Below are 20,671 nucleotides of genomic sequence, written 5' to 3' on the forward strand. Positions count from 1 at the left end.
GCATGACTGGCCGAGAGGGGCAAAATGACTGATTTCTTCAATGATATTCCGCAGATCCGGTACGAGGGCCCGGACACCGACAACGAGTTCGCCTTCCGCCACTACAACCCCGACGAGATGGTCATGGGCAAGCGGATGGAGGATCACCTGCGTCTCGCCGTTGCCTACTGGCACTCCTTCGCGTGGGAGGGCGGCGATCCGTTCGGCGGGCGCACCTTCGACCGGCCGTGGTTCGGCGATACGATGGACCATGCCAAGATCAAAGCCGACGCAGCGTTCGAGCTGTTCGGCATCCTCGGCCAGCCGTTCTTCTGCTTTCACGATGTGGACGTGCGGCCCGAGTTCGACAGCCTCGCCGACAACATCTCGGCGCTCGACGAGATCGCCGATTATTTCGGCGGCAAGATGGAGCAGACCGGCACCAAGCTGCTGTGGGGGACGGCGAACCTGTTCTCGCACCGCCGCTTCATGTCCGGTGCGGCCACGAACCCCGATCCCGACGTGTTCGCGTGGTCGGCGGCGACCATCAAGGGCTGCCTCGACGCGACGCACCGGCTGGGCGGTGCGAACTACGTCATGTGGGGCGGTCGCGAGGGCTACGAGACGCTGCTGAACACCGATCTCGGACGCGAGGCCGAGCAGATGGCCCGGATGCTGTCGATGGTCATCGACTACAAGCACAAGATCGGCTTCAAGGGCCAGATCCTGATCGAGCCCAAGCCGCAGGAGCCCACCAAGCACCAGTACGATTTCGACGTGGCGACCTGCTATGGCTTCCTCAAGCGCTTCGGGCTGGAGGACGAGGTCCGGCTGAACATCGAGCAGGGCCACGCCATCCTGGCCGGTCACTCGTTCGAGCACGAGCTTGCGCTGGCCGCGTCGCTGGGGATGCTCGGCTCGATCGACATGAACCGCAACGACTACCAGTCGGGCTGGGACACCGACCAGTTCCCCAACAACACGCCCGAGGTCGCGCTGGCCTATTACGAAGTGCTCCGGGCCGGCGGCTTTACCACCGGCGGCACCAACTTCGACGCCAAGCTGCGCCGGCAGTCGCTGGACCCCGAGGATCTGGTGCTGGCCCATGTCGGCGGCATGGATGTCTGTGCTCGCGGCCTGAAGGCGGCTGCGGCGATGATCGAGGACGGCACGCTCGAGGCGTGGCGGGCCGAGCGTTATGCGGGCTGGGACACCGACTCCGCCCGGCAGATGCTGCAGAGCGACCTTGCCTCGATCGACAAGCGCGTGCGCGACGAGGACCTTCGCCCCGAGCCGCGTTCGGGCCGGCAGGAGAGGTTGGAGAACATCGTCAACCGCTTCGTCTGAGGTCTCGCGCTAGCGGATCACCTCGATCGGCTGAAAGATCGGGCCCTCTTCCGTCTGACGGTGGAGGGCCCTGACATGAAACACCTCGGCCAGCCGTTCCGGCGTCAGCACCGCGTCCGGTGCGCCGTCGGCGACGATCCGGCCCCGGTCCATCATCACCAGCCGGGTGCAGTGCCGCGCCGCCAGCGGCAGGTCGTGCAACGAGACGACGACCGCGTGCCCCGAGGCGGCGAGACCGGCGAAGGTCTGCATCGTCGCGATCTGGTAGGCCGGGTCGAGCCCGGCGATCGGTTCGTCGGCCAGGATCAGCGGCGTCTCCTGCGCCAGCGCCCGCGCGATCAGGACGCGCGCCTGCTCGCCGCCCGACAGGCGGGTGGCGGTGCGGTGGCGCAGCGGGTCCAGCTCCATCCGCGCCAGCGCCCGGTCGACGCTGGCATGGTCGGCCGCCGCGGGGCGCTGGCCGCCAGCCATGTGCGGCAGCCGTCCCAGCATCACCAGCGTCTCGACCGTCACCGGCCACGCGATCTCGCGCGATTGGGGCATCCACGCCGCCGTGCGGGCACGCTCTCGGGCCGGGAGCGCGGCGAGCGACGACCGCCCGCGCGCGCCGAGCAGCCCCAGCGCCGCGCGCATCAGCGTCGTCTTGCCCGCGCCGTTCGGGCCGATCAGGCCCACCAGTTCACCGGCACCCACGGACAGCGTCGCGTCCCGCAGGACGGGCCGTCCCCGCAGGCTGACCGAGAGCGCGTCGAGCGACAGGACCGTCATGCCATCTCTCTCCGCGTGCGGTAGATCAGGTGCAGGAACAGTGGCGCCCCCACCAGCGCCGTCAGCACGCCCAGCTTCAGGTCGCGCTCGGGCAGGATCACGCGGACGGCGATGTCGGCGGCCAGCACCATCGCCGCGCCGCCGAGCGCGCTGGCCCAGAGCAGGCGACCGGGCCGGGCCCCGACGGCGGGCCGCAGCAGGTGCGGCACGACGAGGCCGACGAAGCCGATCGTTCCCGCAACCGCCGTCGCCGCGCCGACGACGCAGGCCGTCCCGCCGATCAGCGCGAGGCGCAGGCGGGCGGGGCGGATGCCCATCGCCGCCGCCGCGTCCTCGCCCAGTGTCAGCGCGTCCAGCCCGCGGGCCAGTGTCGCGAGCAGAACCCAGCCGGCGCCCATCAGCGGCAAGGCCAGCCACACATGCCGCATCGACCGGTCCGCGAGAGAGCCCATCATCCAGAACACGATCTCGTTCGCGGCATAGGGGTTGGGCGAGAGGTTCAGCACCAGCGAGGTCAGCGCCCCCGCCAGTGCCGAGATCGCGATCCCGGCGAGGATCAGCGTCAGCGACGTGCCGCGCGGCCCGGCGAGTGCGACGACCAGCCCGGTGCCCACCAGCGCGCCCGCCAGCGCCATCGCCGGCAGGCCGAGCGCAACGGTCGCCGCGATGCCGGTATGGATCGCCAGGACCGCGCCCAGTGCGGCCGAGGCCGACACGCCGATCAGCCCCGGCTCGGCCAGCGGGTTGCGCAGATAACCCTGCATCGCCGCGCCGGACAGCCCGAGGCTGGCCCCGACCATGACGCCCAGCAGGGCGCGCGGCAGGCGGATTTCCCGCATGATCAGCGTCAGCGGCCCGCCGTCGCCGCCGACCAGGGCGGAGAGGCTTTGGAAGGGGCCGGCTCCCGCGGGGCCGATGGCCAGCGCGGCGAGGAACAGCGCCGCCACCAGCGCGCCGAGGGCCAGCATCAGTCGCGTCACGGGGCGTCGTCCCCGATCCCGCGGCGCAGGGCGCGCATCTCTGCCACCGCGTCCAGGACGTGCGGCGTGCCGCAGGACCAGTCGGCGTCGATATGACCCCGCGCGGCGCCGATGGCGGCGAGCGCGGGGTGGTCCAGAACGGACTCGGCGCGCGACCGGCCGGGATAGGGGCGCGAGGCGACGATCGCGTCGGGCCGCGCCATCGCCAGCACCTCGAGCGGCATGGCGCCGCCGTTCGGATAGCCCGCCTCGTCCGCGATGTTGTCGAAGCCTGCGGTGGCCAGGATCTGCCCCGCAAGCGACCCGTTGCCCGACGTATACCCGTTCGCGGCGTAAAGCGCGGCCGAGGGGCGGTTTCCGTCCGTCGCTCGCAGCTCGGCGAGGCGGGCGTCGAAGGCCGCGACCAGCTCCGCCGCCCGGTCCTCGCGCCCCAGCACTTCGCCCATACGGGTCAGCCGGTCGCGAACGTCGTCCAGCGAACTGGCGGGCTGGAACACCACGACGCGGATGCCGAGGCGGCGCAGCATGTCGGTCGTCGCGCGCGTGGCAAAGCCACCCGACAGGACGAGGTCGGGCCGCATGAGGTAGATCTCCTCGGCCCGCCCGTGGTTCAGCGGATAGGCCGCGGCGGCCTCGGGCATCGACGACGACCGGGGATCGGCGGCGAGATAGGAGACCGAGTGCAGCTGTCCCGCGCCGGCCACCAGCATCGCCAACTGGTCGGTGCACAGGTTGGTCGACACGACGCGGGCCGGCGGGTCGCCGGCCCCGGCGGGGCCGCCCATGAGGCCGGCCAGCACCAGGGCCATCAGGCTCCTACCAGCGCGCATCGAGCCCTGCGTAGAAGCTGCGCGGCCGCCCGGCATAGCCCAGCACGTCGACGGTGTCGGCGTCGAACAGGTTCACCGCGCGGCCGGTCAGGGCGACCTCGTCGGTCAGCTGGTAGCGCGCGGCGACGTCGACGGTGGTGTAGTCGGGCAGGCGGACGGTGGAATAGTCGCCGAAGAACCGGTCGTCATAGGCGCCGGCGACGTGACGCAGGTCGGCCGACACCGTGCCGCGACCGCCGAAGGTGGCCAGCGTCGCGCCCAGGCCGATCTCGTGGAAGGGCCGGCGGATCTCGACGCTGCCATCGGGTTCGGTGGCATCGAGATAGGTGTAGGACATCCGCAAATCGAGCGTGTCGGTCACCGCCATCTCGCCCTCGACCTCCAGCCCGCGCCGCTCGCTGTCGCCGTCCTGGTTGGTGAAGCTGAAGGCGCCGGGTCCGGTGGCGACCTCGACGATCTCGTCGGTCAGCGTCTCGTCGAAATAGGTCACGTCGATCGTGCCGTGCCCGGCCAGCGGAACCTCGACGCCGATGTCGTAGCCCCGGTTCGTCTCGGGCGAGAGGGCGGGGTTGCCGGAATAGCCGAAGGCGTCGGCGTAAAGCTCGAAGTAGCTCGGGTTCACCACGCCCGTGCCGGCAGACGCATGCAGCCGCACGCCGCCCGGAAGCTCGTAGGCGGTGCCGAGCGTCCAGGTCGTCGCGTCCTCGAAAGTCTCGTTCTCGTCGTGCCGCAGCCCGGCCTGAAGCGACAGGCCGTTGTCGAAGGTGCCGCGATACTCCAGCGCGACCGAGGTGGTCTGCCGGTCGTAATCGGGGTTCGAGTCGCTGCTGTCGCTCTGCCGTTCCAATAGGACGTTCACCACCTGGTCGGCGTCGTCCACCGGCCGCCCGTCGAGCCCGTAGCTCAGCCGGTACTTGAACGACTCGTTCCGCGTCTCGATCGGCGTGCCGTAGCTGTAGTCGCTCTCGTTGTCGGTGAGCTGGTAGGCGAGGCGGTGGGTCAGGCGGCCGCCGAGCATCTCGTAGCGGGCCCAGATTTCCCCGGCGCGCTCGTCGCGGGTGCCAAAGGGTACGGGATCGTCGACGATGTAGCCGTCTGCCGTGGCGGCAAAGCTGTCGGCGGTGTCGTAGTCCGACGTCTCCTGCGCGCGGCGGAAGGTGAGGCCGAGCGTCAGGTCATCGGTGACGGCGAAATCGCCGGACAGGCGGAGGGTCTCGCGCTCGACGCTGTCGTCCTCGCCGTCCTCGCCGGAATAGTCGAACCCGTCGTCGCGGCTGTCTGTGTAGCTGAGCCGCACGCCGCCGCGCGCGCCGCGGGTCGAGACGAAGCCGGTGACCGAGTGACCGTTGCCGAACTCGACGCTGCCGCCGTAATGGGTACCCGGCTCGGCCTTGCGGGTGATGATGTTGATCACCCCGGACGAGGCATTGGCGCCGTAATAGACCGATTGCGGCCCGCGCAGCACCTCGATGCGCTCGACCTCGCCGGTCTCGAAGCCGCTCAAGAGATAGCCCGTGTCGCCCGCCGCGGCCTCGACCCCGTCGATCAGGATCAGCGTGTGGTTGGCTTCGCCGCCGCGCAGGCGCACTTGGCTGGAATTGCCGCCCGAGCTGCTGACGCTGACGCCGGGAACGCTGCGCAGCGCCTCGGCGACGGTGGTGATGCCGCGCCGCTCGATCTCGTCCGCGGTCACGACGCTGGCCGAGCGGCCGTATGTCTCTTCTGGAACGGGGGTGAGGCCGCCCGAGACGATGATCTCGCCCAGGTCGAAGGCCTCCTGTGCGGGGGCGGCGGTGGCGGCAAGGGCGGCCGTCGCCGCGCCGGCCAGAAGGCTGCTGCGTTTCGTCATGTCTGTCCCTCCATCGGCCTGTCCGGCCGACACGGTTCTTCGTGTGAGTCGTTGGAAGGAGTCCCCTTCCGCTGACGGTGCGATGTCACCACGACGGAAGGTCCGTTGTCCGCGAGACGCCCCGCAGGCGGACAGGGTGATCGTCCCGGCAGGTCTCCTGGCTTGCGGGTCGTTGCTTGGCCGGGCCTTCCCATCGCGGGTGCGACAGTGGCGTCGTCCGGCTTCGCTCGCCGCTCACAGTTGCGGGGGCAGCCGCGGAATGGGTGGCTCCGTTACCGAAAGCGCACCGCACCGCGTTCCCTTTTCATCCGCCGCCTGAGACGACGGAACCGAGGCGGCGCGACCCTGCGTCGGGGCGCGTGCCGTGTCAAGCAGGCGTCGGACGTGCACACTTTTCGGGCGGTGCGGCCCGCGACCGGGCAGGGCGCACCGCCGGGGGTGGGCGGCTCGCGCCCCCGTGCTAGGGTCTGAGCCGCGCAACAAGGGAGCCGCAGAATGAGCGACACACCGTCCGTCCTGTTCGTCTGCCTGGGCAACATCTGCCGCTCGCCGCTGGCCGAGGCCGCGTTCCGGGCCGCCGCCGAACGGGCGGGGCTGGAGGTCGAGGTCGATTCCGCGGGCACGGGCGCCTGGCATCTCGGCGACGCACCCGATCCGCGGGCGCAGGCCATCGCGCGGGAGCACGGGCTCGACATCTCGGGCTACAGGGCGCGCAAGGTCACGAGGGCGGATTACGACCGGTTCGACCACATGATCGCGCTGGACGAGGACAATTACGAGACGCTGCACATCTACCGTCCCGAAGGCGCGCGCGCGCAGGTCACGATGCTGCTGGACCACGTTCCCGGCCGCGAGCGAGAGCCGGTGGCCGACCCGTATTACGGCGGGCCCGGCGGATTCGAGTCGACGTGGGAGGACGTCTCGGCCGGCGCGGCGGGGCTGCTGCAGGGCATGGTGGCCCGCACATGAACCCGCTGGCCGAACAGGCGGCCGACCTGCTGGACGACGTGGCCGAGGACAGCACGCCGCTGCATGGCGGCGACCTGTCCGAGATCGTGCGGGTGCGGCTCGCCTCGGGCCGGGCCGTGGTGGCGAAGTCCGGCGGCACCGCGCGGGCCGAGGCCGCGATGCTGCGGGCCATCGCCGACAGCGGCACCCCGGCGCCCGCCGTGCTGGCGGTGAGCGACATGCTTCTGGTGATGAGCGATCTGGGCCGCGAGACCGGTCTTTCGCAGGCGTGGCACCCGCTGGGAGAGGCTGTGGCGCGGCTGCATGCCAAGACCGGCACGCAGTATGGCTGGCACGAGGATCACGCTTTCGGCAGCGTCGGTATTCCGAACGCGCCGCTCGATGACTGGCCGACCTTCTGGGCCGAGCGGCGGCTCTTGCCCAGCGTTCCGGCGCTGTCTCCCGGCCTGGCCCGCGAGCTGGAGCAGCTGGCGGGCCGCCTGTCCGAGAGGCTGCCCAGGGCGCCCCGGCCGGCGCTGCTGCACGGCGATCTGTGGACCGGCAACGTGATGGCCGCCGAGGGCGCGGTGACGGGCCTGATCGACCCGGCCTGCTATTACGGCGACGCCGAGGTCGACCTGGCGATGCTGTGCCTGTTCGGCCGTCCCGCGCCCGAGTTCTGGGACGGTTACGGCCCTGTCGAGCCGGGGCTCGAAGAGCGGCGTCCGATCTACACGCTCTGGCCCGCGCTGGTGCATCTGCGCCTGTTCGGCGGCGGCTATGCCGGGCTCGTCGAGCGGCTGATCCGAGAAGCTCAGTAGAGCCGCTGCACCAACCGGTCCAGCAGGTCGCAGCAATCCTCGAGCTGCGCCCGCGTGACGAACTCGTCCGCCTGGTGCGCCTGGGCGATGGAGCCGGGGCCGCAGATCGCCACGTCCATCCCGGCCTGCTGGAACAGCCCCGCCTCGGTGCCGAAGGCGACGACGCCGGCCTGGTTCTGCCCGGTCAGCGCGAAGATCAGGTCGCGCATACCGTTGTCGCGCCGGGGTTCCAGCCCGTCGACCTCGCCGATCGTCTCGGTCTCGATCGCGGCCTCGGGGGCTGTGGCCTGCATCCCCGGCAGGGTCTCGTCGACGAAGGTGGCGAGGCGCTCGTGCACCAGCGCGGCGTCGCCGGGCTGGACCGGGCGCATCTCCCATTCGATGACCGCCTCGGCGGCGATGACGTTGTGCGCGAACCCCGCCGAAATGCTTCCGACATTGATCGTCGTGCCCGGTGGGGCGAAGGGGCTGCCCTCGGGCGCGCGGGCGTCGAGCTCGGCCCGGCAGCCGATCAGCGTCTGGACATAGGCCGCCGCGGTCTCGGCGGCGTTCACCCCGGCGCGAGGATCGCTGCCGTGCCCGGCGCGGCCGCGGATGCGCGTGGTGTATTCATAGCAGCCCTTGTGCCCCTCGATCACCGACAGCGTCGTGGGCTCTCCCACAAGGGTCAGCGCGGGGGAGAGGCCGCGTTCGGCCAGCCACTCTGTCAGGGCCTGGCCGCCGAAGCAGCCGATCTCTTCATCATAGGTGAAGGCGAAATGCAGCGGCCGAGTCAGCCGCGTCGCGTCGACGCGGTGGGCCAGGGCGGTGCAGGCGGCGACGAAGCCCTTCATGTCGCAGCTGCCGCGCCCGTAGATCACGCCGTCCTTCTCGGTCATCGCGAAGGGGTCGCTTGACCAGTCCTGCCCGGCGACGGGGACCACGTCGGTATGGCCCGACAGCACCAGCCCGCCATCGCCCTCGGGGCCCATCGTGGCAAAGAGGTTGGCCTTCTCTCCGGTGGCGTCGGGCAGGATCTCGATCCGCGCGCCGGCCTCGGTCAGCTGTTCGGCCAGCCACTCGGTGCAGGCGCGGTTGCCGTCCGCCGACACGGTCGGAAAGGCGATCAGTCTGTCGAGGATGGGAAGCGTTGTATCGAGAAACGGCATCGGCGGACCCGGAAGAGGTTGACGGAACGGGCAAACGCCCCGATCCGTTGTGACAGGTCATGTGCGCCGCGTCCATGCGGCGCCCTTTTGCCGGGGGGACGCGATGACACTGACGCTGGCCGATATCCTCTCAGCCGCCCGCGTTGTCCGGGGGCAGGCCGACGGCACGCCGCTGGTGCCCTCGCCCGGCATGGAGGAGCGCACCGGCGGCGAGGTCCTTCTGAAACTGGAAAGCATGCAGCCGATGGGCGCGTTCAAGCTGCGCGGCGCGCTGAACGCCGCGGCGGCGCTGACGCCGGAGGCGCCGGGCGTCACTTGCTGCTCCACCGGCAACCACGGCCGCGCGGTCGCCTGGGCGGCGCGTGCCAGGGGCGTGCGTGCCGTGATCTGCATGTCGAACCTCGTGCCGCAGGCCAAGGTCGACGGCATCCGCGCGCTCGGCGGCGAGGTGAAGATCGTGGGCCGCAGCCAGGACGACGCCGCCGCCGAAAGCCGGCGGCTGGCCGACGAAGAGGGCCTGACCGAGATCCCGCCCTTCGACGATCCGCTGGTGATCTCGGGGCAGGGGACCATCGGGCTCGAGATGCTGGCCGCGCGGCCCGACATCCGCACGCTGTTGGTGCCGCTGTCGGGCGGCGGGCTGGCCGCCGGTGTGGCGCTGGCGGCGAAGGCGGTAAATCCCGGCGTGCGGGTGATCGGTGTCTCGATGGACCGGGGCGCGGCGATGGTCGCCTCGCTGGAAGCGGGCCGTCCCGTCGAGGTCGAAGAGGTCGCGAGCCTGGCGGATTCCCTCGGCGGCGGCATCGGGCTGGAGAACCGGCTGACCTTAGCGATGTGCCGCGACCTGCTGGACGACGTGGTGCAGGTGACCGAGGACGAGATCTACACGGCGATGCAGGTCCTCTACTGGGAGGACCGGATCGTCGCCGAGGGCGCCTGCGCGGCGGGTCACGCGGCGCTTCTGTCCGGCCGGGTGAGGGACGCCGCGGCGCCGGTGGCGACGATCGTGACCGGCCGGAACCCCGACATGGACATCTTCACCCGCGTCGTGACCGGACAGGACGTGACGCTGGGCGATATGATTGTGAAAGGACGTGCGTATGCCCGATGAGGTGATCCTGCTGACCGAGGACGAGCTGCGCGCGGCCGTCCCGTTGACCCTCGGCGCCGTGGATACCGTGGCGACGGCGTTCCGCGCGCTGGCCGAGGGCGGGGCGGTGATGCCGCCGGTGATGTCCATGGACCTGGCCGACCGTCACGGCGAGGTCGACGTCAAGACCGCCTACCTGCCGGACGCGCCGCGCTTTGCGGTCAAGGTCTCGACCGGGTTCTTCGGCAACGCCGCGCTCGGCCTGCCGTCGCTGGGCGGGCTGATGGTCGTGTTCTCGGCCGAAACGGGCCGGGTCGAGGGCGTGCTGCTGGACAACGGCTATCTCACCGACCTGCGCACCGCCGCGGCGGGGGCGGTGGCCGCGCGGGCGCTGGCGCCCGAGACGGTCGAGACATGCTGCATCCTCGGCACCGGGCTGCAGGCGCGGATGCAGGCCCGCGCCGCGCATCTGGTGCGGCCGTTCGCGCGGCTGCTGATCTGGGGCCGCGACCGGGACAAGGCCGAAGCCTGCGCCGCCGAACTGGGCCCGGCGCTGGGGGTCGACGCGCAGGCGGTGGACGATGCCGGCGCCGCGGTGGGCGCGGCGCAGCTGGTCGTCACGACCACCCCCTCGAAAGAGCCGATCCTGCGGGCCGAGTGGCTGCATCCGGGGCTGCACGTCACCGCCATGGGCTCGGACGCGCCGGGCAAGCAGGAGATCGAGGCCGCCGCGCTGGCGCGGGCGGACCTCTACGTCGCCGACCGCGTGCAGCAATGCGAGACGATCGGTGAGTTGCGCGCGGCCATCGCGGCGGGAACGTGGCGTGACTCGACGCCGCCGGAGCTTGGTGAGATCTTGACCGAACGGCATCCTGGGCGTACGGCGCCAGAGGAGATTACCATCTGCGACCTTACCGGAACGGGGGCGCAGGACACCGTCATCGCCAACCACGCGCTCGAGCAAGCCGGCGCGGCGGGAGCGGGACGGCGCATCGCGGCCCGCGAGGGCCAGCCAAAAACATAACGCGGCCTTTACCGCCGCGACACCACCCTCGCCGGCGCTCGGGCCGGCGGCGCACGCGACCGGACGGCCTTCGGGCGGGCCACCCGGCGCCAAGACGGCGGCCCCTGTCGGACCGCCCCCGGACGATTGAAAGGATGCCGCATGCTCAGAAACGACGAACTCGCCGCGTGGGACCGCGATTACTTCTTCCACCCCTCGACCCATCTCGCCCAGCATGCCCGCGGCGAGACGCAGGGCCGGATCATGCGGACCGGCCATGGTGTCCACATCGAGGACCGCTCGGGCCAGCAGCTGCTTGACGCCTTCGCCGGGCTCTACTGCGTGAACGCGGGCTACGGCCGCACCGAGATCTCGGACGCCATCGCCGAGCAGGCGCGCGAGCTGGCCTATTACCACGCCTATGTGGGCCATGGCACCGAGGCCAGCGTGACGCTCGCGAAGATGGTGATCGACCGCGCGCCGCAGAACATGTCCAAGGTCTATTTCGGCCTCGGCGGGTCGGACGCGAACGAGACCAACATCAAGCTGGTCTGGTACTACAACAACATCCTCGGCCGGCCCGAGAAGAAGAAGATCATCTCGCGCTGGCGGGCCTATCACGGCTCGGGCCTGATGACCGGCTCGCTGACCGGGCTCGACAGCTTCCACAAGAAGTTCGACCTGCCGCTCGAGCAGGTGAAGCACACCGAGGCGCCGTACTTCTATCGCCGCCCCGACCTGAACATGAGCGAAGAGCAGTTCGTGGCCCATTGCGCCGCCGAGCTGGAGGCGCTGATCGAGCGTGAGGGCCCGGACACCATCGCCGCCTTCATCGGCGAGCCGCTGCTGGGCACCGGGGGCATCGTGCCGCCGCCGGCGGGCTACTGGGATGCAATCCAGCCGATCCTCGACAAGCACGATATCCTGCTGATCGCCGACGAGGTGGTCTGCGGCTTCGGGCGGCTGGGCAGCAACTTCGGCTCGGATTTCTACGGCATGAAGCCCGACCTGATGACCATCGCCAAGGGCCTGACCTCGGCCTATGCGCCGCTCTCGGGCTCGATCGTGGGCGAGCGGATGTGGAAGGTGCTCGAGGACGGCACCGACGAGTTCGGCCCGATCGGCCACGGCTGGACCTATTCCGCGCATCCGATCGGCGCCGCCGCGGGCATCGCCAACCTCGAGGTGATCGAAAAGCTGGGCCTGCAGGACAATGCCCGCGACACCGGCGCCTATTTCCGCAAGAGCATGGCCGAGGCCCTGGGCAACCACCCGAATGTCGGCGAAGTGCGCGGCGAGGGCATGCTCTGCGCGGTGGAATTCGTCAAGGATCGCGACAATCGCATCTTCTTCGATGCGTCGGAAAAGGTTGGCGCGCAGCTTGCCGCGGCTACGTTGGCGAACGGCGTGATCACGCGCGCGATGCCGCAGGGCGACATCCTGGGCTTTGCGCCGCCGCTCTGCATCACGCGCGAAGAGGTCGATACGGTCGTCGCTGCCACCAAGGCCGCGGTCGACAAGGTTCTGGGGTGATCTGCCGATGACGACGTCGAATCCAAACTTCACAGATGCCGAATACGCCGCGCGGATCAGCCAGGTCCGCGCGGAGATGGAACTGCGGGGGCTCGACCTCGTCATCATCACCGACCCCAGCAACATGAACTGGATCTCGGGCTATGACGGCTGGTCCTTCTACGTCCACCAGTGCGTGCTGCTGGGCATGGAGGGCGAGCCGGTCTGGTGGGGACGGGGCATCGACGCCAACGGCGCGCACCGCACCGTCTTCATGAAGTACGAGGAAAGCGTCGTCTCCTACGACGACTCTTACGTCCAGAACCCCAACAAGCACCCGATGGAGACGCTGGCTTCGGTCATCATCGAACGCGGCTGGCACCAGGGCCGGATCGGGGTCGAGCTCGAGAACTACTATTACTCGGCCAAGGCCCACGACGTCCTGACCAACCACCTGCACGAGGCGTCGCTGGTCGACGCGACGGGGCTGGTGAACTGGCAGCGCGCGATCAAGTCACCGCCCGAGATCGAGTACATGCGGCGCGCGGCGAAGATCGTGACCAAGATGCACGAGATCATCTACGAGCGGGCCGAGCCGGGGATGCCCAAGAACGAGCTGGTGGCCGAGATCTTCCACGCGGGGATCATGGGCGCCGACGGGCAATGGGGCGACTATCCGGCGATCGTTCCGATGACGCCCTCGGGCCTCGACGCCACCGCGGCGCACCTGACATGGGATGACAGCCCCCTGCGGGCCGGGGAAAGCAACTTCTTCGAGATCGCGGGCGCCCACCGGCGGTATCATTGTCCGCAATCGCGCACCCTGTTCCTGGGCAAGGTGCCCGACATCTACCGCCACGCCGAAGAGGCGGTGCGCGTGGCCACCGACAAGGCGCTGGAATACGCGCGGCCCGGATATCGCTGCGAGGATGTGGCGAACGCCTTCAACTCGACGCTCGCGACCTACGGGTTCGAGAAGGACAACCGCTGCGGCTATCCGATCGGGCTGAGCTATCCGCCGGATTGGGGCGAGCGGACGATGTCCTTCCGCCGCGGCGACTATACCGAGCTGAAGCCGGGCATGACCTTCCACTTCATGCCGGCGCTCTGGCTGGACGACGGCGGGCTCGAGATCACCGAGCCGATCCTGATCACAGAGAGCGGCTGCGAGAAGCTGTGCGAGACCCAGACCGGCCTCTTCGTGAAGTGATCGCGCCGCCGCGCACCTGGTGAAATGAAGGACGCCGCCCCGATCGGGCGGCGTTCTTTTCGTTTGGCGCCTCTCAGCCCAGGAATGCCCGGATCACGAGCCCGACCACGGTGACGGCGAGCACCCCGCCCAGCCAGAACAGCGCGAACCATCCGAGCTTCTTCATCAGTGATAGCCTTCGTCCGGGTCGATCTTTCCGCGGAACACCCAGTAGGCGTAGACGGTATAGGCCAGGATCAGCGGCAGCAGCACCGCCGCTCCCACGAGCATGAAGAGCAGGCTCTCATCGGGGGCGGCTGCCTCCCAGATGGTGACCTGCGGGGGCAGGATGTGGGGATAGAAGCTGATCCCGACGCCGATGAAGCCCAGCACGAAGAGCGATTGCGCGGCCAGGAACGGCCGCACGTCCTGCCCCAGTTTCAGCCCTCGGAACAGGACGAAGGCCGCCGCCGCTACCAGGGCGGGCACGATCAGCGTGAAGGCCATCGTCGGCCCGCCGAACCAGCGCGCCAGGTAGTCCGGGTCGAGGAACGGCGTCCAGAGGCTGACCGCCCCCATCAGCACCAGCGTCGCCGCGCCGCAGACCGCGGCGAACCGCTGGGCGTAGCTGCGCAGGATGCCCTCGGTCTTCATCACCAGCCAGGTCGAGCCGAGCATCGCGTAGCCCACCGTGACGGCCACCCCGGTCAGCAGCGAGAACGGCGTGAGCCAGTCCCAGCTGCCGCCGCCATAGGCGCGGCCGTCGACTTCAATCCCCTGAACCAGCGCGCCGAGCGCGACGCCCTGTGCAAAGGCCGCGACGATCGAGCCGCTGAAGAACGCCCAGTCCCACAGCACCTTGCCGCGCACCGTGCGCCATCGGTACTCGAACGCGACGCCGCGGAAGATCAGCCCGGCCAGCATCGCGAAGATCGGCGCGTAGAGCGCGGGCATCGCGATGGCATAGGCCATGGGGAACACCGCGAACAGGCCGCCGCCGCCAAGGATCAGCCAGGTCTCGTTGCCGTCCCAGACCGGCGCGACCGAGTTCATCGCCATGTCGCGGTCGTCGTCGTCCTCGAGGAACGGAAAGAGGATGCCCACGCCCAGGTCGAACCCGTCGAGCACGACATAGGCGAGGATGGCGAAGGCCAGAAGGCCGGCCCACACGAAAGCGAGTTCGGATTCCATGCCTGTCACTCCCTTATTCGGCCGGACGCACGGGATTGGGTCCCGTCGAGGGCAGCGGCGTGATGCCGGCGGACCGGATCGGCCCTTCGGCGAGGCTGCCCTTGGCGGTCTCGGGCTCGCGCTTCATCAGGCGCAGCAGGTAGAACGTGCCGGCGCCGAACACGAAGAAATAGATCACGATGAAAGCCAGAAGCGACGCGCCCACCGCCGAGGCCTGGATCGCCGAGGCGCTGTCCTCGGTCCGGAGCAGTCCGTAGACGGTGTAGGGCTGGCGGCCGACCTCGGTCGTGATCCAGCCCGCGAGGACGGCCACGAAGCCCATCGGCCCCATCGCCACCGCCGCCCGCTGCAGCCACGGCGATTCGTAGAGGCGCCCGCGCCACCGCTGGACCGCGCCCGCCAGCGCCAGCCCCAGCATCGCGAAGCCGAGGGCGACCATGATGCGGAACGAGTAGAACACGATGTTCACGGGCGGCTCCTCGTCGTCGGGGATCGTGTCCAGCCCCGCCAGGTCGGCGTTCAGGTCGTGCTTGAGGATCAGGGAGCTGAGCTTGGGGATCTCGAGCGCATAGTCGATCTCGCGGTTCTCGGAATCGACAAGGCCGAAGAGGATCAGCGGGGCGCCGCCCTCGTGGCTGTCGTAGTGCCCCTCCATCGCCATGACCTTCTGCGGCTGATGCTCCAGCGTGTTGATCCCGTGGAAGTCGCCCGCGGCGATCTGGAGCGGCGCGGTGATCAGCACCATCCACATCGCCATCGAGAACATCAGCTGCGCCGGCAGGTTGTTCCGGTTGCGCAGCAGGTGCAGCGCCCCCGTGGCGCCGACGACCAGCGCCGTCGTCAGGTAGGCGGCGAGCACCATGTGCACGAGGCGGTAGGGGAACGAGGGGTTGAAGACGATCGCCCACCAATCCTCGGGGATGTACTGCCCGGCCTCGTTCATCGCGTAGCCCGCGGGCGTCTGCATCCAGCTGTTCACGCTGAGGATCCAGGTGGCCGACATCAGCGTGCCGGCGGCGACCATGAAGGTGGCGAAGAAGTGCAGCCTCGGGCCGACGCGCTCGCGCCCGAACAGCATCACGCCCAAAAAGCCCGCCTCGAGGAAGAAGGCCGAGAGCACCTCGTAGGCCATGAGCGGGCCCAGCACGGGGCCGGTCTTGTCCGAGAACACCGACCAGTTCGTCCCGAACTGGTAGGACATCACGATGCCCGACACGACGCCCATGCCGAAGGCGACGGCAAAGATCTTCTTCCAGTAGTTGAAGACCCGCAGGTAGAGCCCGTTGCCCGTGAGCAGGTGCATCCCGTTCAGGACGGCGAGGTAGCTTGCCAGTCCGATCGAGAAGGCGGGAAAGATGATGTGGAACGCTACGGTGAACGCGAACTGAAATCGAGCGAGGTCGAGGGCTTCGATGCCGAACATGGCCGTCTCCAACTATCGTCCTAGTCGGGAAATAACCGTTTGAGCCGCGAACTCAATTCGCGCGCGGCGAGCGCATTGTCGCGGGCGGTCGCGGCGGGGCCGTCATGCGCCGCGCGCAAGGTCCGCGAGGATCGGGCAATCGGGACGTTCGTCACCGTGGCAGGTCTCGACCAGGTGCGCCAGCGTGTCGCGCATCTGCGCGAGTTCGGCCATCTTCCGGTCGATCCGCTCGAGATGCCCCTGCGCCAGCTGCTTGACGTCGGCGCTGGAGCGGTCGCGGTCGTCCCACAGCGCCATCAGCGTGCGGCAATCCTCGATCGAGAACCCCAGCGCGCGGGCGCGGCCGAGGAAGGCGAGGCGGTGCATGTCCGCATCGTCGAAGCTGCGATACCCGTTCGCCGCGCGATGCGGCGCGATCAGGCCGATCTCCTCGTAGTACCGGATCGTCTTGGCGGGCAGGCCGGTGCGGCGGGCGACATCCGAGACGTTCATGCCGTGACCTCCTTGAGCGGGCCGGTCGGCGCCGGCCCGGCGGCGTGATCGAAGCGCCGCAGGCGCAGTGCGTTCGAGACCACGAAGAGGCTCGACAGGGCCATCGCGCCGGCGGCGAGGACAGGCGAGAGCATAAGCCCGAAGGCGGGGAAAAGCACCCCTGCCGCCAGCGGGATCAGCGCCACATTGTAGCCGAAGGCCCAGACGAGGTTCTCGCGGATGTTGCGCATGGTCGCGCGGCTGAGGTCGACCGCGCGGACCAGCCCGGCCAGGTCGTCGCCCATCAGTACCACGTCCGCGCTTTCGATGGCCACGTCGGTGCCGGTGCCGATGGCGATGCCGAGATCGGCCGTCGCCAGTGCTGGGGCGTCGTTGATGCCGTCGCCGACGAAGGCGAGCCGTCCGTCGCGGCGCAGATCCTCCAGCGCGGCGACCTTGCCCTCGGGTGCGACCTCGGCGGTGACCTTGTCGATCCCAAGGCTGTCGGCCACGGCCTGCGCGGTGGCCGCGTCGTCGCCGGTGATCATCGCGACCTCGATCCCGGCCGCGCGCAGCGACTTGATGGCACCCGGCGTGCTTGCACGCAGGCGGTCGGCGATCTGGATCAGCGCCACGGCCCGGTCGTCGATCGCGGCATATACCGGCGTGCGGCCGGGGCCGATTTCGGTGGGCAGGGGCGACAGGTCGATGCCCTCGCGCTGCATCAGCCGGCGCGCGCCGATCAGGACCCGGCGCCCCTCGACCGACGCCGAGACGCCGGCCCCGGTCAGCGCCGTGAAGTCCGTCACCGCCGGCGCGGGGTCGGTCTCGGTCTGCGCAGCCCGCACGATCGCCCGGGACAGCGGATGCTCGGACGCCGTCTCGACCGCGCCGATGGCGGCGAGGGTGGCGCGGCGATCGGCGCCGGGGGCGAGCGCGATGTCCACGACCTCGGGGCGACCCTCGGTCAGCGTGCCGGTCTTGTCGAGCGCGATGGTGTCGACCTCACCGAGGCGCTGCAGTGCGTCGCCCTTGCGGAAGATCAAGCCCATCTCGGCTCCGCGGCCCGTGGCGACCATGATCGACACCGGCACGGCAAGGCCCATGGCGCAGGGGCAGGCGACGATCAGCACCGAGACGCCGGCGACCAGCGCCGCCGACGGTCCGGCACCGGCCAGAAGCCAGACCGCCACGGTCACCGTCGCGATGGCCAGCACGGCGGGCACGAACACGCCGGTGATCCGGTTCACGAGGTCCTGCACCGGCAGGCGCGCGCCCTGGGCGGCCTCGACCATCCGGACGATCTGCGCCAGCCGCGTCTCGGAGCCGACGCGCGTCGCGCGGTAGGTCACGGCACCCTGGCCGTTGACCGTGCCGGCGGTGACGGTATCGCCCTCGGCCTTCTCCACCGGGATCGGCTCGCCCGTCAGGCTGCTTTCGTCCAGATGGCTGCTGCCGCCGGTGACGGTGCCGTCCACGGCCACCCGTTCGCCCGGACGTAGGTGCACGATGTCGCCCACCGCGATCTCTTCGATCGGGCGCTCGGTCACAGTGCCGTTGCGGTCGACCCGCGCGGTTCGCGGCTGCAGGCCGATCAGCGCACGCACGGCTTCGCCCGCGCGCCCTCGGGCCCGCGCCTCCAGCCAGCGGCCCAGCAGGATGAGGGTGACGATGGTGGCCGCGGCCTCGAAATAGACCTGCGCGCTGCCCTCGGGCAGCAGGCCCGGCGCAAACACCGCGACGGTGGAATAGCCCCAGGCGGCGAAGGTGCCGATCGCGACCAGCGCGTTCATCTCGGGCGCGCCGCGCAGCAACGCGGGGACACCCCTGGCGAAAAACTCGCGCCCCGGCCAGGCCAGCACGAGCGAGGTGAGCGCGAATTCCAGCAGAAGCAACGGAAACGCCCCGGCCAGCCCGGTGAGCCAATCGCGGAAGCCAGGCACCGCGTGGCCGCCCATCTCGAGCACCACGACCGGCACGGTCAGCGCCGCAGCGAGGATCGTCGTCCGTCGCGCCCGCGTCACCTCGTCCTCGTCGTCGCGGAGGGTCCGGTCGGTGTCCGTTTCGGCCGCCGGCGGATACCCGGCCTCGGCGACGCTGCGGCGGGCGGCGGAGAGGGCGTCGAGCGTGGTCGCGGTGACATGCGCGCTGCGAGTGGCGAGGTTCACCTCGGCGCCGGTCACGCCGGGTGTGCGCCCGAGCGCCCGCTCGGCCCGCGCCACGCAGGAGGCGCAGGTCAGCCCGTCGAGCGGGAACCTGTCCTCGTAAAGCCGGGCCGGATAGCCCGCGCGGCGCAGCGCCTCGAGCGCAGGGCCCGCCGAGGCACCGTCGGCCAGCGTCACCGCGGCGCTGCGGGTGGCAAGGTTGACATGGGCCGCCGCGACGCCGTCGGCGCCCGTCAGCGCGCGCTCGGCGCGGTTGACGCAGCCCGCGCAGGACAGGTCTGGCAGCGAGAGGGTGACGTCGCGGGCGTGGGACATGGGGCGGCCTCCGGTGTGTCGTGTCCGGGCAGAGATGGGGGTTCCAGTAACTGTAAGGTCAAGGGGTGGGATGCAAGGATCGTGGTTTCGGCGCAAGGCCGCGGAAAAATCCCCGCCGAACGGGCCCGAATCGCCTCAGATCGGCGGTGGAAGTGGCTAGACTGCTGCGGATGTCCGGCGTTTACCGTGCCGGGCCGCTGCCACAGGCCGTGCCGGAAACCTTGGGGAAGGCCGGACGCGCCGCAGAATCGGAGACCGAATGATGAAACGACGCCAGTTCCTTGCGGCCGGGGCCGCGCTTATCGCCGCCCCCGCGGTCGCGCAGGGCACCGACCTGCCGCCGCGTCTGATGCCGCAGAGCGTTCCGGTGAACCCGCGCCTGTCGCCGCAGCAGATCCTCATCGTGCCGCAGCAGCACTATCTCTACTACGTCACCGCCCAGGGCGAGGCGATGCGCTATGGCGTCGGCGTCGGGCGTGCGGGGCTGGAGTTCAAGGGCACCGCCTCGATCCAGGCCAAGAAGGAATGGCCCACCTGGCGGCCCACCAACGAGATGATCGAGCGCGAGCCCGACACCTATTCCCGCTTCGTGGATAACGATTACGTCCAGCCGGGCGGACCGAGCAATCCGCTGGGCGCGCGGGCGCTGTACCTGTTCAAGGACGGCAGGGACACGTATTTCCGCATCCACGGCACGACCCAGCCGCAATCCATCGGACGGTCGGTGTCGAACGGGTGCATCCGGATGCTGAACGCCCATGTGAAGGACCTCTACCAGCGCGTGCCCTTGGGCACCCGCGTGACGGTCTTCTGATCGGCGATTGACTCCGGCGCGAAAGCCTGTAGAAGGCGCCCTTCGCGGGATCCCTCGGCGGGTCCCGTCTTCATTGGTGTTGGTGGCCCCCGCAAGGGGAAGCCTGTCGGGACGGTCCGCACGGACCGTGCCAGAGGACAACGCCCTTCCACGGCCGCCCGGTCCGGGCGGCGCCACAGAGAAGGAGATCAGACGGTGACCAAACGCACCTCTGCCAAGTACAAGATCGACCGCCGCATGGGCGAGAACATCTGGGGCCGCCCGAAGAGCCCCGTGAACCGCCGTGAATACGGCCCCGGCCAGCACGGCCAGCGCCGCAAGGGCAAGATGTCCGACTTCGGCCTGCAGCTGCGCGCCAAGCAGAAGCTCAAGGGCTATTACGGCGACCTGACCGAGCGCCAGTTCCGCCGCATCTTCGCCGAGGCCGAGCGCCGCCGCGGCGACACCGGCGAGATCCTCATCGGCCTGCTCGAGCAGCGCCTGGACGCGATCGTCTACCGCGCCAAGTTCGTCGCTACCGTCTTTGCCGCGCGCCAATTCGTGAACCACGGCCATGTCCTGGTGAACGGCGAGCGCGTGAACGTCCCCTCCTACCGCGTGAAGGAAGGCGACGTCGTCGAGGTCCAGCAGAAATCCAAGCAGCTGGCCAGCGTTCTGGAAGCGTCGCAACTTCCCGAGCGCGACGTGCCGGACTACATCGACGCCGACCACTCGAAGATGGCCGCGACCTTTACCCGGGTGCCGAACCTGTCGGACGTGCCCTACCCGGTGCAGATGGAACCGAACCTGGTCATCGAATACTACGCGCAGAACTGATCGCAGCCTGCG

18 protein-coding genes and 1 riboswitch are annotated in these 20,671 nt (G+C 69.8%); of the genes, 9 read left to right on the forward strand and 9 right to left on the reverse strand.

Annotation, left to right across the window (positions count from 1 at the left end):
- Positions 1–24 precede the first annotated feature (24 nt).
- Positions 25–1,326 carry a xylose isomerase gene (gene xylA / locus BMZ25_RS04290; protein ID WP_092688937.1) on the forward strand — a complete coding sequence of 434 codons (1,302 nt, stop codon included), beginning with the start codon at positions 25–27 and terminating at the stop codon, positions 1,324–1,326.
- A gap of 9 nt (positions 1,327–1,335) precedes the next feature.
- Here the strand turns inward: xylA and BMZ25_RS04295 are convergent, their stop codons facing one another.
- Genes BMZ25_RS04295 through BMZ25_RS04310 form a run of 4 tightly spaced genes read right to left on the reverse strand, consistent with a single transcriptional unit; the run spans position 1,336 to position 5,753 of the window.
- Positions 1,336–2,094 carry an ABC transporter ATP-binding protein gene (locus BMZ25_RS04295; protein ID WP_092688940.1) on the reverse strand — a complete coding sequence of 253 codons (759 nt, stop codon included), beginning with the start codon at positions 2,092–2,094 and terminating at the stop codon, positions 1,336–1,338.
- Positions 2,091–3,062: a FecCD family ABC transporter permease gene (locus BMZ25_RS04300; RefSeq protein WP_092689494.1), complete on the reverse strand. Its 972-nt coding sequence runs from the start codon at positions 3,060–3,062 to the stop codon at positions 2,091–2,093. Before BMZ25_RS04300 ends, BMZ25_RS04295 begins: the two co-directional genes overlap by 4 nt.
- A gap of 8 nt (positions 3,063–3,070) precedes the next feature.
- Entirely contained in the window at positions 3,071–3,883 is an 813-nt protein-coding gene (locus BMZ25_RS04305) for an ABC transporter substrate-binding protein (protein WP_235859771.1), read from the reverse strand.
- A 7-nt stretch (positions 3,884–3,890) separates the two neighbouring features.
- The gene (locus tag BMZ25_RS04310) at positions 3,891–5,753 is read right to left on the reverse strand and encodes a TonB-dependent receptor plug domain-containing protein (RefSeq protein WP_092688946.1); all 1,863 of its coding nucleotides are present in this window, start codon (positions 5,751–5,753) and stop codon (positions 3,891–3,893) included.
- A 130-nt stretch (positions 5,754–5,883) separates the two neighbouring features.
- Positions 5,884–6,102: riboswitch (cobalamin riboswitch) on the reverse strand.
- A gap of 146 nt (positions 6,103–6,248) precedes the next feature.
- Here BMZ25_RS04310 and BMZ25_RS04315 point away from each other — a divergent pair.
- Entirely contained in the window at positions 6,249–6,722 is a 474-nt protein-coding gene (locus tag BMZ25_RS04315) for a low molecular weight protein-tyrosine-phosphatase (protein ID WP_092688949.1), read from the forward strand.
- A complete protein-coding gene (locus tag BMZ25_RS04320) occupies positions 6,719–7,522 on the forward strand; it encodes a fructosamine kinase family protein (protein WP_092688951.1) in 804 nt (267 codons plus the stop codon). Before BMZ25_RS04315 ends, BMZ25_RS04320 begins: the two co-directional genes overlap by 4 nt.
- Here the strand turns inward: BMZ25_RS04320 and argE are convergent.
- Entirely contained in the window at positions 7,516–8,670 is a 1,155-nt protein-coding gene (gene argE, locus BMZ25_RS04325; RefSeq protein WP_092688954.1) for an acetylornithine deacetylase, read from the reverse strand. The genes BMZ25_RS04320 and argE overlap by 7 nt on opposite strands.
- 103 nt (positions 8,671–8,773) lie before the next feature.
- Between argE and eutB the strand changes: the two genes are divergently transcribed.
- The 4 genes from eutB to BMZ25_RS04345 all read left to right on the forward strand — a co-directional run bounded on the left by eutB (position 8,774) and on the right by BMZ25_RS04345 (position 13,485).
- Entirely contained in the window at positions 8,774–9,781 is a 1,008-nt protein-coding gene (eutB, locus tag BMZ25_RS04330; protein WP_092688956.1) for a hydroxyectoine utilization dehydratase EutB, read from the forward strand.
- On the forward strand, positions 9,771–10,784 hold the full coding sequence (locus tag BMZ25_RS04335; RefSeq protein ID WP_092688959.1) for a cyclodeaminase: 1,014 nt from the start codon (positions 9,771–9,773) through the stop codon (positions 10,782–10,784). Before eutB ends, BMZ25_RS04335 begins: the two co-directional genes overlap by 11 nt.
- A gap of 141 nt (positions 10,785–10,925) precedes the next feature.
- A complete protein-coding gene (locus BMZ25_RS04340) occupies positions 10,926–12,296 on the forward strand; it encodes an aspartate aminotransferase family protein (protein ID WP_092688962.1) in 1,371 nt (456 codons plus the stop codon).
- A 7-nt stretch (positions 12,297–12,303) separates the two neighbouring features.
- Positions 12,304–13,485, forward strand: a complete 1,182-nt coding sequence (locus tag BMZ25_RS04345; RefSeq protein WP_092688965.1) for a M24 family metallopeptidase — start codon at positions 12,304–12,306, stop codon at positions 13,483–13,485.
- A 165-nt stretch (positions 13,486–13,650) separates the two neighbouring features.
- Here the strand turns inward: BMZ25_RS04345 and cydB are convergent, their stop codons facing one another.
- From cydB to BMZ25_RS04365, 4 genes are all read right to left on the reverse strand, one after another.
- Positions 13,651–14,655: a cytochrome d ubiquinol oxidase subunit II gene (gene cydB / locus BMZ25_RS04350; protein ID WP_092688968.1), complete on the reverse strand. Its 1,005-nt coding sequence runs from the start codon at positions 14,653–14,655 to the stop codon at positions 13,651–13,653.
- A gap of 13 nt (positions 14,656–14,668) precedes the next feature.
- Entirely contained in the window at positions 14,669–16,078 is a 1,410-nt protein-coding gene (locus tag BMZ25_RS04355) for a cytochrome ubiquinol oxidase subunit I (RefSeq protein WP_092689503.1), read from the reverse strand.
- Positions 16,079–16,180: 102 nt separating this feature from the next.
- A complete protein-coding gene (gene cueR, locus BMZ25_RS04360; RefSeq protein ID WP_092688971.1) occupies positions 16,181–16,570 on the reverse strand; it encodes a Cu(I)-responsive transcriptional regulator in 390 nt (129 codons plus the stop codon).
- Entirely contained in the window at positions 16,567–19,029 is a 2,463-nt protein-coding gene (locus BMZ25_RS04365; RefSeq protein ID WP_092688974.1) for a heavy metal translocating P-type ATPase, read from the reverse strand. The genes cueR and BMZ25_RS04365 overlap by 4 nt, the downstream gene beginning before the upstream one ends.
- A gap of 259 nt (positions 19,030–19,288) precedes the next feature.
- On the opposite strand from BMZ25_RS04365, the gene BMZ25_RS04370 reads away from it, so the two are divergent.
- Positions 19,289–19,843, forward strand: coding sequence for a L,D-transpeptidase (locus BMZ25_RS04370; RefSeq protein ID WP_177190376.1), 555 nt, complete (start codon positions 19,289–19,291; stop codon positions 19,841–19,843).
- 195 nt (positions 19,844–20,038) lie between these two features.
- On the forward strand, positions 20,039–20,659 hold the full coding sequence (gene rpsD / locus BMZ25_RS04375; RefSeq protein ID WP_092688977.1) for a 30S ribosomal protein S4: 621 nt from the start codon (positions 20,039–20,041) through the stop codon (positions 20,657–20,659).
- The last annotated feature ends 12 nt before the right edge of the window (positions 20,660–20,671 follow it).

The sequence above is a fragment of the Tranquillimonas rosea genome (assembly GCF_900111315.1).
GTDB classification, from domain to species: Bacteria; Pseudomonadota; Alphaproteobacteria; order Rhodobacterales; family Rhodobacteraceae; genus Tranquillimonas; species Tranquillimonas rosea.

Bases quoted from the DNA above. Each gene is read 5' to 3' on its own strand.
- BMZ25_RS04315 (WP_092688949.1), top strand. From the start codon at position 6,249: ATGAGCGACACACCGTCCGTCCTGTTCGTCTGCCTGGGCAACATCTGC.
- BMZ25_RS04320 (WP_092688951.1), top strand. From the start codon at position 6,719: ATGAACCCGCTGGCCGAACAGGCGGCCGACCTGCTGGACGACGTGGCC.
- eutB (WP_092688956.1), top strand. From the start codon at position 8,774: ATGACACTGACGCTGGCCGATATCCTCTCAGCCGCCCGCGTTGTCCGG.
- BMZ25_RS04305 (WP_235859771.1), bottom strand. From the start codon at position 3,883: ATGGCCCTGGTGCTGGCCGGCCTCATGGGCGGCCCCGCCGGGGCCGGC.
- BMZ25_RS04355 (WP_092689503.1), bottom strand. From the start codon at position 16,078: ATGTTCGGCATCGAAGCCCTCGACCTCGCTCGATTTCAGTTCGCGTTC.
- BMZ25_RS04365 (WP_092688974.1), bottom strand. From the start codon at position 19,029: ATGTCCCACGCCCGCGACGTCACCCTCTCGCTGCCAGACCTGTCCTGC.
- BMZ25_RS04340 (WP_092688962.1), top strand. From the start codon at position 10,926: ATGCTCAGAAACGACGAACTCGCCGCGTGGGACCGCGATTACTTCTTC.
- BMZ25_RS04295 (WP_092688940.1), bottom strand. From the start codon at position 2,094: ATGACGGTCCTGTCGCTCGACGCGCTCTCGGTCAGCCTGCGGGGACGG.
- xylA (WP_092688937.1), top strand. From the start codon at position 25: ATGACTGATTTCTTCAATGATATTCCGCAGATCCGGTACGAGGGCCCG.
- BMZ25_RS04300 (WP_092689494.1), bottom strand. From the start codon at position 3,062: ATGCTGGCCCTCGGCGCGCTGGTGGCGGCGCTGTTCCTCGCCGCGCTG.
- BMZ25_RS04310 (WP_092688946.1), bottom strand. From the start codon at position 5,753: ATGACGAAACGCAGCAGCCTTCTGGCCGGCGCGGCGACGGCCGCCCTT.
- BMZ25_RS04370 (WP_177190376.1), top strand. From the start codon at position 19,289: ATGATGAAACGACGCCAGTTCCTTGCGGCCGGGGCCGCGCTTATCGCC.
- cydB (WP_092688968.1), bottom strand. From the start codon at position 14,655: ATGGAATCCGAACTCGCTTTCGTGTGGGCCGGCCTTCTGGCCTTCGCC.
- BMZ25_RS04335 (WP_092688959.1), top strand. From the start codon at position 9,771: ATGCCCGATGAGGTGATCCTGCTGACCGAGGACGAGCTGCGCGCGGCC.
- argE (WP_092688954.1), bottom strand. From the start codon at position 8,670: ATGCCGTTTCTCGATACAACGCTTCCCATCCTCGACAGACTGATCGCC.
- cueR (WP_092688971.1), bottom strand. From the start codon at position 16,570: ATGAACGTCTCGGATGTCGCCCGCCGCACCGGCCTGCCCGCCAAGACG.
- BMZ25_RS04345 (WP_092688965.1), top strand. From the start codon at position 12,304: ATGACGACGTCGAATCCAAACTTCACAGATGCCGAATACGCCGCGCGG.